The 11,033-nt window shown below is 71.1% G+C and carries 6 protein-coding genes; 5 read left to right on the top strand and 1 reads right to left on the bottom strand.

All coding sequences use genetic code 11. The features are described 5' to 3' along the window. Positions 1–344: 344 nt before the first annotated feature. The 5 genes from AB0B61_RS30175 (at position 345) to coaE (ending at position 5,444) form a co-directional block, all read left to right on the top strand. A complete protein-coding gene (locus tag AB0B61_RS30175; protein WP_358438752.1) occupies positions 345–1,394 on the top strand; it encodes a polysaccharide deacetylase family protein in 1,050 nt (349 codons plus the stop codon). Positions 1,395–1,594: 200 nt separating this feature from the next. Next, positions 1,595–3,082, top strand: coding sequence for a 30S ribosomal protein S1 (gene rpsA, locus AB0B61_RS30170; protein ID WP_225291707.1), 1,488 nt, complete (start codon positions 1,595–1,597; stop codon positions 3,080–3,082). A gap of 107 nt (positions 3,083–3,189) precedes the next feature. Beyond that, complete coding sequence (locus AB0B61_RS30165; protein ID WP_358438749.1) at positions 3,190–4,335, top strand: epoxide hydrolase family protein; 1,146 nt, start codon at positions 3,190–3,192, stop codon at positions 4,333–4,335. A 33-nt stretch (positions 4,336–4,368) separates the two neighbouring features. Continuing rightward, on the top strand, positions 4,369–4,815 hold the full coding sequence (locus AB0B61_RS30160; RefSeq protein ID WP_358438746.1) for a GNAT family N-acetyltransferase: 447 nt from the start codon (positions 4,369–4,371) through the stop codon (positions 4,813–4,815). 26 nt (positions 4,816–4,841) lie between these two features. Then, positions 4,842–5,444 carry a dephospho-CoA kinase gene (coaE, locus tag AB0B61_RS30155; RefSeq protein WP_358438744.1) on the top strand — a complete coding sequence of 201 codons (603 nt, stop codon included), beginning with the start codon at positions 4,842–4,844 and terminating at the stop codon, positions 5,442–5,444. 15 nt (positions 5,445–5,459) lie between these two features. Here coaE and AB0B61_RS30150 read toward each other — a convergent pair whose 3' ends face one another. Beyond that, positions 5,460–11,027, bottom strand: a complete 5,568-nt coding sequence (locus AB0B61_RS30150; protein ID WP_358438741.1) for a TIR domain-containing protein — start codon at positions 11,025–11,027, stop codon at positions 5,460–5,462. Between the last annotated feature and the right edge of the window lie 6 nt (positions 11,028–11,033).

Here is an 11,033-nt window from a genome sequence, read left to right as displayed (position 1 = left end):
GCGAGCGTCGGCGGGACCGGCCGCGCGACCGTTGGCGGGACCGGCCGCGCGACCGATCCCGCCGACCGGCCCTTGACGCTCGCGGAGGGTCGCGCGGCCGACTTCGCCGTATCGGACGTTTATCCCCGTACGGTGGGGCAAGTCGATCTTTGTCCGGTGGGACCGCCTGGCGCTGAGCGGCGGCGCTCCCACACCGTGAAGCAGGGCGGTCCGGCGGGTCGCGAACAGCGGCCGATACGGGGTTCTGGACTACCCTGAGGGTAATTTCCCCCGAGTGGCACGGGAGCCTTGTGCGATCGTCAGCGGCCTTCCCCCGGTTCATCGCTCTCGCGAACGTCTTGGTCGTGACAGTGGCGGTCGTCGGGCTGATGCTGCAGTCCTCCTCCGGCCGGTCCGTGCCCGGGCCACCGGCGGTAGCCAAGATCGAGCAGTCCGCGCAGCCCACCCCCGCCGAGCCCGTGCCGACGTTCGCCGAGCCGCCCGGGGTGGTGGCCACGCCGGAGTTCGCCAAGCAGGTCAAGGCCAACGAGCTCGGGTTAGTGCCGGTGCTGATGTACCACCGGATACTCAAGAAGCGGATCGCCTCCATCGACCGCACACCCGACCAGCTGCGCAGGGAGCTGGAGAAGCTGGCCAAGCAGGGCTACGCGCCGATCACCGCCAAGGAGTTCGCCACCGGTGACATCCGGGTGCCCGCCGGCCGGTTCCCCGTGGTGCTGACCTTCGACGACGGGCACGAGAGCCACTTCAGGCTGGACGCGAGCGGCAACCCGGCGCCGGACACCGCGGTCGGGGTGCTCCTCGACGTGGCCCGGCGCTATCCCGAGTTCCGGCCGGTCGCCACGCTGTGGGTCAACCACGACCCGTTCGGGCTGAGGAAGCCCGACCAGCAGGCGGCGGCCGTGCGGTGGCTGGTCGAGCACGGGTTCGAGGTGGCCAACCACACCTGGGCCCACCCCAATCTGGCCGCCATGCGGAAGAAGAAGGTCAAGGAGCAGATCGTCCGGCTCGAACGGCTGCTGAAGAAGCTCGGCGCCGGCCCGGTCGTCACCATGGCCCTGCCGTTCGGGGCGATGCCGCACCCGAAGAAGATCGCCCGGCACGGTGAGTGGGACGGCACCTCCTACGACTTCGCCGGGGTCTTCCTGGCCGGGGCCGAGCCGTCTCTTTCGCCCTTTGCGAAAAAATTCGATCCGGTGGCCATCCAGCGCATCCAGAGCAACGGCAAAAAGGGCGAATGCCGCAAATGGTGCTCCCAGTACTGGCTGGAGTGGCTGAACAAGCACCCTGGGGACCGCTACGTCTCCGACGGGGACCCCACGAAGATCTCCATTCCGCAGCGACTTCAGGGTAATATCACACCGAAGCGGAAAGGTCAGCTGATCGTTTACTGACCAGTGTGGGGCCGGTTGGATTGACCTCACGCTCAAGGTCTCATATGCTGATCGCTGCGCTGTGGGCTCGCGCGCGCCTCAGACGGAGCGGGCTCGCGCTCGGTCACGTCGATGTCGTAATTCCTCGGCTTGATGCGGAAGAGGGCCTGCCGCGCGTCCGCCACATCGACATCCTGTCCGCGTTCGGAGCAATTCCACACATGACGTCCAGCACTGAGGCCACCTCGAGCACCCCGCAGGTAGCGGTCAACGACATCGGGTCCGAGGAAGCCTTCCTCGCAGCGATCGACGAGACCATCAAGTACTTCAACGACGGCGACATCGTCGAGGGCACCGTCGTCAAGGTCGATCGAGACGAGGTCCTTCTCGATATCGGCTACAAGACCGAGGGTGTCATCCCCTCGCGTGAGCTTTCGATCAAGCACGATGTCGACCCAGCGGACGTCGTGGAGGTCGGCGAACACGTCGAAGCCCTGGTTCTCCAGAAGGAGGACAAAGAGGGCCGCCTGATCCTGTCCAAGAAGCGGGCTCAATACGAGCGCGCCTGGGGCACGATCGAAAAGATCAAGGACGAGGACGGCATCGTCACCGGCACCGTCATCGAGGTCGTCAAGGGTGGACTCATCCTCGACATCGGCCTCCGTGGCTTCCTGCCGGCGTCCCTGGTCGAGATGCGCCGTGTCCGCGACCTGCAGCCGTACGTCGGCCGCGAGCTCGAGGCGAAGATCATCGAGCTGGACAAGAACCGCAACAACGTGGTCCTGTCCCGCCGCGCTTGGCTCGAGCAGACGCAGTCCGAGGTTCGCCAGACGTTCCTCAACACCCTCCAGAAGGGGCAGGTCCGCAAGGGCGTCGTCTCCTCGATCGTCAACTTCGGTGCGTTCGTGGATCTCGGCGGCGTCGACGGCCTGGTCCACGTGTCCGAGCTGTCCTGGAAGCACATCGACCACCCCTCCGAGGTTGTCGAGGTCGGCCAGGAGGTCACGGTCGAGGTCCTCGATGTCGACATGGAGCGCGAGCGCGTCTCCCTGTCGCTCAAGGCCACTCAGGAAGACCCGTGGCAGCAGTTCGCCCGCACCCACCAGATCGGCCAGGTCGTGCCGGGTCGCGTCACCAAGCTGGTGCCGTTCGGCGCGTTCGTCCGGGTCGAGGAGGGCATCGAGGGCCTGGTCCACATCTCCGAGCTGGCCGAGCGCCACGTGGAGATCCCGGAGCAGGTCGTCCAGGTCGGCGACGAGATCTTCGTCAAGATCATCGACATCGACCTCGACCGGCGTCGCATCAGCCTCTCGCTGAAGCAGGCCAACGAGGGTGTCAGCGGCGCCGAGGTCGAGTTCGACCCGACGCTCTACGGCATGGCGGCGACCTACGACGACCAGGGCAACTACATCTACCCCGAGGGCTTCGACTCGGAGACCGGTGAGTGGCTCGAGGGCTTCGACAAGCAGCGCGAGGAGTGGGAGCGGCAGTACGCCGAGGCCCAGACCCGCTTCGAGGCGCACAAGAAGCAGATCGAAGAGGCTCGCAAGGCGGAGGCCGAGGCGGGCGAAGCCGCTCCCTCGTCCTACACCGGTGAGACCGCGGCTCCGGCCAGCAGCTCGGGCTCGTCCGCTCCGGCGGCCGGCGCCCTCGCCTCCGACGAGGCTCTCGCGGCTCTGCGCGAGAAGCTCGCGGGCGGCCAGAGCTGACCTGGTTGACTAGCTGACAGAGAAAGACCCCGCACCATCCGGTGCGGGGTTTTTCTTTTGCGTCAATGCGGAACGATTCTTTCCGCGATCCTTCCTAGGGTTGCCACATGATCGAACCCTTCCGCATCACGATCCCGCAAGCCGACCTTGACGACCTGAAGGACCGGCTCAGCCGTACCCGCTGGCCGCGGCCGCTGCCCGGCGGCGGCTGGCGCCGGGGCGTCCCGGTCGGCTACCTGCGCGAGCTGGCCGCGTACTGGGCCGACGGGTTCGACTGGCGGGCGCAGGAGGCCAAGCTCAACGCCTTCCCGCAGTTCACCACGGACATCGACGGGCAGCGCGTCCACTTCCTGCACGTCCGCTCGCCGGAGCCCGGCGCGCTGCCGCTGATCCTCACGCACAGCTGGCCGAACACCGTCGCCGAGTTCCTGAACGTCATCGGCCCGCTCACCGACCCGCGCGCCCACGGCCTCGACCCGGCCACGGCCTTCCACGTGGTGGCCCCCTCGCTGCCCGGCTTCGGCTTCTCACCGTTCCCCGAGCCCGCCGACGAGCGGCCCTGGAGCATCGTACGGGTGGCGCGGACCTGGGCCGAGCTGATGGCCCGGCTCGGGTACGAGCGGTACGGCGCCCACGGCAACGACGCCGGTGCCCTGGTCACCCCGCAGCTGGCGGCCATCGACGGCGACCACGTGATCGGCTCGCACATCACCGCCGGGCTCGGCATCCCCACCGGCGACCCGGCCGAGCTCGCCGACGCCACCGAGGCGGAGCTGGCCGAGCTGGCGGACCTGACCCAGCGGTTCGCCGGAGGCAGCGGCTACGGGCCGTACCTCGCCAACCGGCCGCAGACGCTGAGCTTCGGCTTCACCGACTCGCCGGTGGCGCAGCTGGCCTACCTGGTGGAGCGGTTCAAGGAGTTCGACGGCTGGCCCGATGAGGAGGCCGCCGAGCCGATCGACCGTGACCTGGTGCTCACGAACGCGAGCCTCTACTGGCTGACCGGGACGGGCGGCTCGTCGTCGTGGACGTACTACGAGGGAGCGGCGGGCATGCCGATCAACCAGACCGCGGTGCCGAGCGGGGTGTCGCACGGCGGCTCCGCGCTGCTCCGGCGCATCGCCGAGCGCGGGAATCGGGTCGTCCACTGGGCGGGTGAGCACGGCGACAGTCACATGGTGGCGATGAACTCGCCCGAGCCGCTGGTACGGAGCATCCGCACGTTCTTCGGAACCCTGGACGGGGTGCGGTAGGGGCGGAGGGCGGGGCTGCAGTAGGGTGCTCGCGTGGAGATCGAGCGTGCGCTGCCGGACGACGCCGGTGAGATCCTCACCCTGCAGCGAGCCGCGTACGTCACCGAGGCCCAGCTGTACGGCGACCCGTTCCTGCCGCCGCTCCTGGAGTCCGTGGAGCAGGTCCGCAAGGCCATCGAGACCGGCGCCGTGCTCAAGGCCATCGACGCCGGCCGGATCGTGGGAGCCGTACGCGGCCAGCTGGGCGGGACCACCTGCCTGGTCGGCCGCCTGGTGGTGGCCCCCGACCGGCAACGTCAGGGCCTGGGCCGGGCGCTGATGCGGACGCTGCACGAGCGGATGCCGGAGGCCACGGCCTTCGACCTGTTCACCGGCCACCTGTCCGAGGGCAACCTGCGCCTCTACCGCAGCCTGGGCTACCGCGAGACCCACCGGGAGCGCATGGACGACCATCTCACCTTGGTCCACATGCGCCGCTGATCCACGATCGCGGATAGGCTTTCCGCGTGCTGAAAATCGGCCTCACCGGCGGCATCGGATCGGGCAAGAGCGAGGTCTCCAAGCGCCTCGCGGCGCGGGGCGCCGTCGTGATCGACGCCGACAAGATCGCCCGCGAGGTGGTGGAGCCCGGCACTCCGGGTCTGGCCCGCGTGGTGGGCGTGTTCGGCGACGAGGTGCTCCACCCTGACGGCTCACTCAACCGGGAGAAGCTGGGCGCCATCGTCTTCGCCGACCCCGACAAGCTGGCCACGCTCAACGGCATCGTGCATCCGCTGGTGGGGGAGCGGGTCGCCGAGCTGCAGCGGCAGACGGCCGACGACGCGATCATGGTCTACGACGTGCCGCTGCTCGCGGAGAACCGGCTGGCGCCGATGTACGACGTGGTGATCGTCGTGGACGCCGCCGACGAGGTCCGTATCGCCCGCCTGGCCGAGCACCGTGGCATGCCGGAGCACGACGCCAAGGCCCGCATCGCGGCGCAGGCGACCCGGCAGGACCGGCTGGCGATCGCCGACATCGTGATCGACAACGAGGGCGGCCTAGACGACCTGGAGACCAGGGTCGCCCAGGTCTGGGACGACCTGCTGACCCGAGCCGCCCGCGGCTGACCAGTCCGGGAGGGCTCAGAACGGGGAGTCGAGCGGCACCTGGCGGACACCGGGCAGATACGGGTCCAGCTCACCCAGCTCGAACCGCGACATCCCGATGACGTGCCAGAACTGCCCGGAAACCTCCCCCTGGATCTTGTACCGGCCGTCCGGGGACAGCGCCGCCCACCCCTCCGGCAGGCCCAGCAGGGTGGCCCGCCGTTCGGTACCCGCCCAGAGGATCACCACCCCGTCGTCCCCGGCACTGGCCAGCAGGTCCGCCGCGGGGCTGAACGCCACCGACCACACCCGCCGCGAGTGTCCCGCCAGCGTGTGCAGCGGCCGCCCCGTCGCCGTGTCCCAGACCCGCACCATGAGGTCGTCGCCGCCCGTCGCCAGCCGCTCGCCGGTGGCGTCGAACGCGACGCTCCACAGCCGCCCGGCGTGCCGGCCGAGCGTGTGCCGCAGCCGCGGCTGCCAGGGCTGGCCGGGACGCAGCTCCCACACCATGGCCAGGCCGTCGTTGCCGGCGCTGGCCAGGTGCTGGCCCGAGGGCGAGAACACGACCGAGTAGACCCGGTCGGTATGGCCTTCCAAGGTAGCGACGCGCCCGCCGGACTCGACGTGCCAGAGGCGTATGAGCCGGTCGTCGCAGCCCGTGGCCACGAAACGGCCGTCGGGGCTGAAGGCGATCGAGCGGACCCGGCCCCGGTGGTCGGCCAGATTGCTCACCATGCGGCTGGTCGGCCGATACCAGATGCGTACGCTGTCGTCGTCGTTGGCCGTGGCCAGCAGCGTGCCGTCGGGGCTGAACGCCTCGGCCCACACGTGGTCGGTCTCGGCGTTGAGCTCGCGTTCGTAGTCGCCGGTGACGGCGTTCCAGAAATGTACGCCGCCGTCGTTGCTGGAGGTGGCCAGGACCGGCCCGGCAGGTGAGAACAGGGCCGAGATGAGCCGGTCGGCGGTGCCGGCGACCTCGCGCAGGCGGCGCCCCGTGCGCGGCTCCCAGAGGCGGACGACGCCGTCGTTGCCGCTGGTGGCCAGCATCGAGCCGTCGGTGCTGAACCTGACCGAGGAGATCCGCCTGCCGTGGCCGCGCAGCACCCGCTGGCACTGGCCGCTGGCCGGATCCCAGAGGCGTACCGTCCCGTCGTTGCTGCTGGTGGCCAGCTGCTCGCCGTCGGGCCGGAACACGAACGGCCAGACCGAGCTGCGATGCCCGGTCAGCTCGACCCGCCGGCCGCCGCCCACCTCCTGCAGCCGGACGACGCCGTTGGAGTCGCCGCTGGCCAGTGTGCGGCCGTCGGGGGAGAAGAGCACCTGGTAGACGGACCCGGCGTGGCTGGTGTGGACGCCGTGGGCCTGGCCGGCCGGGTCCCACAGGCGTACGGCCCCGGCCGTGTCGCCGCTGGCCAGCAGGGAGCCGTCGGGGGTGAAGGCCAGGCAGTAGACGCTGCCGGAGTGGCCCTTCAGCTCGTGCCGCAGCGCCCACGAGGACGCGTCCCACAGGCGTACCGTCCCCGCCTCGTCGCCGGTGGCCAGCAGCGAACCGTCCGGGCTGTGGACCGCACGGTAGACCGAGCCGCGGTGGCCGTCGAGCGTGCCCGCCACCTGCCCGGACGTCAGGTCCCAGAGGCGTACCACGCCCGCCGAGTCGCCGCTGACCAGCACCGAGTCGCCGAACGACACCGTGTAGACGGGTGCCTGGTGGCCCGCGAGCTCGTGGAGGAGCCGGCCGGTGGCGCTGTCCCAGAGGCGGATGACGCCGTCACCGCCGCCCGCCGCGACCAGCTCGCCCGACGGGCTGAGGCGTACCGGCCAGACCCCGTCGGCATGGCCGCGCAGCTCGCGCAGGTGCGCGCCGGTGAGGGCGTCCCAGAGCACGACCCGGCCGTCGCTCGCGCCGGTGGCCAGCAGGTCGCCGGCGAACGAGACCGCGTACACGCGGCCCGCGTGCCCTTGCAGTGTCCGCACGGGCGCGCCGCCCACGCACAGCAGCACGCCGCCGTCCTCGTGGCCGACGGCGAGCGTGGACCCGTCGGGGGTGTACGCGATGGGCTCCGGGAGCCGGCTGGTCTGGAAGTGATAGCCGTACGGCACGCCGATCGCGGCGGGCGCGAGTTGGATCTCCACCGGCTGGCCGGGCACCACGGAGGCGCCCGGCAGGTGCGGCAGCGTGCCCGTCACGTTGATCAGCGTGGCCCGGTGCCACCGGGCGCCCTCGGCGGAGACGTCGCTCAGGTCCGTGTGGGCCAGCCGCGCGTCCGACAGGTCGGCCCCGGTGAGGTCGGCGCCCGCCAGCTTGGCGCCGTCGAGCCGGGCCCCGGCCAGCTTGGCGTCGCGCAGGACGGCTCGGGACAGGTTCGTGCCGACGAGCGTGGCGTCGGTCAGGTCGGCGCCGGTCAGGTCGACCTCCTGCAGGTCCCTGGCCGACAGGTCCTCGCCCTTGAGGTTCGCGCCCCGCAGGTCGGCCCGGGCGGGGGTGCGCAGCCGCGCCGAGATCTTGACCGCGTTCGCCCGCGACACGTCGTCGGCGGGCGGGTCGGACACCCACGCCCGCAGCGCCCGTACGTCGGCCAGGTCGCACAGGAACTCCACGGTCAGCGCCGACAGCGGCCGGCGCGACAGCCCCACCGGCGCCTCGATGGTGGCGGCGATGTGCCGGGCGATCAGCCACTCCATGACCGAGGAGTGGATGAACCCGAACATGCCCTCCTCGGTACGTACCAGCAGGCTGCCCGAGCCCACCGCGTGGGCGGCGTGCTCGGCGGACAGCTGCCCGCCGGCCAGGCCGGTCAGCGTCTCGGCGTACTCGGTCAGCTCGTCGACCCCCAGCAGCGACTCGCCGGAGTCCCACAGCCGCAGCGCGAGCCCCGTCACGACCTGCCACAGCTCGTCGGTGGTCAGCGGAGTCGGCGACCCCGGCACCCTGGCCCGCCGCTCCTCGAAGGCCAGCCACGAGCCGAGGATCTCCTCATACAGCAGCGCCGGGCTGATCGTGTGACGGGCGCCGGCCACCGTGCGCAGCCGGTCAGCGTCGAGGTCGGCGATGAAGCTCAGCATCCGCGGGTTCTGGGCCAGGTCGAGCAGGTCCGTGATGCTCTCCATCAGCGACATGCGCGCCGCCGCCGCGTCGCCGTCGGCGAAGCGGTTGGCCAGGTAGGCGCGGATCTGGTCGTGCGTGAAGTCCTCGACGCTGAGCACCCGCCGCTGCGGCAGCACGCCGACCATCTCGCCGAGCGAGGTGAGCACCTGGGAGTGCGACTTGAAGTGCTGGGTACGGCTGGCGACCACGATCTTCGCCTTGTCCTCGGCCGCGGCCAGTAACGTCGACAGGTGGTCGGCCGCCCGGTCGTAGGTGAGCCGGGTGACGAGCTCGTCGAAACCGTCGAACAGCAGCACGATCCGCCCCTGCCGCAACAGGTAACGGAACGCCTTGAGATCGATGAACTCCTCGCCATGGCTCGCCAGATGAGCGGCGACCAGCGCGTCCACGGAGTGTGCCTTGTCCAGCGCCCGCAGCTCGATCAGGATCGGTGTCAGGTGCGGCAGTTCGGTCGGGATGCGCCTGGCCAGCTCGCGCAGCGCGAACGTCTTGCCGTGGCCGAAGTCGCCCAGCAGCAGCAGGAAGCGGCCGTGGTCGGCGGCCAGCAGCCGCATCAGCTCGTCGGTCAGGCCCTCCCTGACCTGGTGTCCTGGCCGGTCGAGTTCGCGGTAGCGCTGGGGGACGTACAGGCTGGGCGGGTAGCGGCGGTCGTTGGTGAGCCGGGCCGTCTGCTCGGCGACATAGCCCGACAGGTCCAGCAGGCCCTGGAACTCGGTGAAGCTGCGCAGCCGCACACCTCTGCGCATGAGCTCGTCGCGCAGCGACCTGGCCGGGGGCGGTCCCTGGTAGACGAGCTCGGCGGCGAGGTCGGCGGCGTGCGCCTGCCGGACGAAATGATCGGCTTCGGCGGCGGTCAGCTCGCCCACGTGCGCGCCGATCATCGTCTGCCGGACGAACCCGTCCTCGGGATGGGTGACGACCAGGTGGGCGGTGAACCGGCGGATCCTGGCCCGCTCGTGCCGGGCCTCGCAGACCTCGGTGATCCGGTCGAGCAGCAGCTCCACCGGGCTCGGCTCGCGCTCGATCGGCGCGGGCTCGGGGGCGCGGGCGGCCGGCGCCTCTCCGGTGAAGGTGGCCTGGGCGGCCCGCCAGCTGTGGGAGACGCGCTCGGGGCGGTCGGCGCCGGGCAGCCAGGTGCGCAGCCCGCCGGCGGTGATCTCGACGACCTGGTGATGGCCGGAGCGCGGCGCGGCGACGGCGGCCTCACCGGCCTCTCCCGCGCCCTGGAAGAGCAGGTTGAGCCGCCGGGCGAGGATCCGGTCGTAGGTCGGCGCGTCGCGCAGGGCGGCCGGCGGGTGCCCGATCGCGCCGAGCCGCAGCCAGGCGTTCTCCTCGTAGGGGCGCAGCCGCTCGGCGAACCAGGCGGCCTGCCCCTCGCCGAGCAGGGGATAGGCGTCGCGTTCGAGGTGGCTCATGGCCATCGTCGAGTTGAGCCCGGCGACGACCACCCTCAGGTCGGGCACCTCGAACAGCGTCCACGGCTGGCCGCCGTCGAACACCCGGTCGTCCAGCCCTTGGTACACCTCGCCGAACAGGCCCGCGAAATGCCGCCACTTCGGCCAGTAGGGCGGCTGCGGGGAGACGTCATCGGCCTCGCAGGTGAGGAAGTAGGCGCTGGCCGCGGCCTTGGTGACGTCGCGCGGGCCCGGCACGATCACCAGCCGGTGCGGCTCCAGGCCGACCAGCAGCCGCAGGTCGGTGAGGAAGCGGGTCGCCTGCCCGAACTGCCCCAGGCTGCCCGACTCGGTCAGGTCGCCGGTGACCACCATGAGGTCGGGGCGCGGCATGCCCCGGTCGTACATCTCGGTGAGATCCGCCCAGATCCGCGCCTGCATGTCCTCGGGCGTGAACGGCTCGCCCGGATCGGGCAACGCCCGGCCGAACCGGGGACCGCCGATGTGCAGCACGGTCAGCGACTCGCGGCCGTGGTCGGCGGTGGCCGACGGCGGGAACTTCGGCGCCGACACCGGGGCGCGCCTGGCCCGCGAGCGCTCGCCCGGCGGCGGCAGGGTCGGCGCGGGCAGCGGCAGGCCCGCACCCGTCGGGAAGGCGGGCGCCGCCTCCGGCTTGGCCCGGCCCGACATGGCCTCCCTGACCCGGCCCAGCAGCAGCGCCCTGGCCTGGCCGGAATCGGTGACGCCGAGCAGGTCCACCCAGGTGATCGTGGACAGCAGCCCTTCGAGGCGTACGTCCTCGAGCCGGATCGTGATCAGCTTGTTGGACGGGTTGTCGGGGTCGGCGCGGAGCGCGGCCTGCCACTCCATGCGGCCGTAGCGCGAGGTCAGGTAGTTGCGCGAGAGCACGGCCACCACCACCTGCGCCTCGCTGACGCCGCGGTCCATGAAGTCGATGAAGTTCGTGCCGGGCACGAAGTCCCACGCCTGGATCATGGTCCGGTAGCCCGCCGCCTCCAGCTCCCAGGCGATCCAGGTCGCCCAGGCCGTGTCGGCGGGGGAGTAGCTGACGAAGATCTCTGTCGGCCTGCCGTCACGTGCCATTCCCTC

It is taken from the genome of Nonomuraea sp. NPDC049158, assembly GCF_040648335.1.
Taxonomy (GTDB): Bacteria; Actinomycetota; Actinomycetes; order Streptosporangiales; family Streptosporangiaceae; genus Nonomuraea.
Note: the sequence above shows the minus strand (reverse complement) of the source record. Positions and strands in the feature narration are given on the sequence as shown.